The sequence below is a fragment of the Bacillus sp. JJ1127 genome, assembly GCF_036965845.1.
In the GTDB taxonomy this organism is placed as follows: domain Bacteria; phylum Bacillota; class Bacilli; order Bacillales; family Bacillaceae_G; genus Bacillus_A.
The window spans coordinates 1-452 of record NZ_JBALQK010000010.1; the positions used below are offsets into that span (position 1 = coordinate 1).

Genomic DNA, 452 nt, shown 5'->3' on the forward strand with positions numbered 1-452 from the left:
AATGAAAAAATATATTTTAACTTTAATATCTTTACTCATAGGAATAGGGTGTATAGTTAGCTATACTATCATCGGATCTACAGTTGCACCAGATGGTACTCTTGTCGAAGCATTTTATTTAATACCAATAGGTTTTTTATTTATAGCAGTAGGTTTAATTAGTAGCACATTTATAGGGTTCAGAAAACCGATAAACCAATAATAACATTTGACTGGAAGTCCAATACTCATATATTAGTAAAAGTAGAGTGGTTCAACTCGGAGGAAGGCACCTTAGGGTGTCTTTTCTTTATGGTGTCCTGCCGACAAAACACGGATATCGTATACAATCCGCGTTTTGTTGGCGGCATCCTATGTCCATCAAGCTAACATTTTGAAGTGTCCCCAAAACGAAAAATTCATCTTTTCATAGGTGTCCATGAGAATTTAGTTTATTTTTTTCGTTTTGGGGA

1 protein-coding gene is annotated in these 452 nt (G+C 34.7%); it reads left to right on the top strand.

The genetic code is table 11. The annotated features are described in order from the left end of the window. The first annotated feature begins 1 nt into the window (after nt 1). A complete protein-coding gene (locus V7183_RS01810) occupies nt 2-202 on the top strand; it encodes a DUF3955 domain-containing protein (RefSeq protein WP_335358517.1) in 201 nt (66 codons plus the stop codon). Nucleotides 203-452 lie beyond the last annotated feature (250 nt).

What these genes read in the sequence shown, in the direction of transcription:
- V7183_RS01810 (WP_335358517.1), top strand. Translation starts at nt 2, where the DNA reads ATGAAAAAATATATTTTAACTTTAATATCTTTACTCATAGGAATAGGG.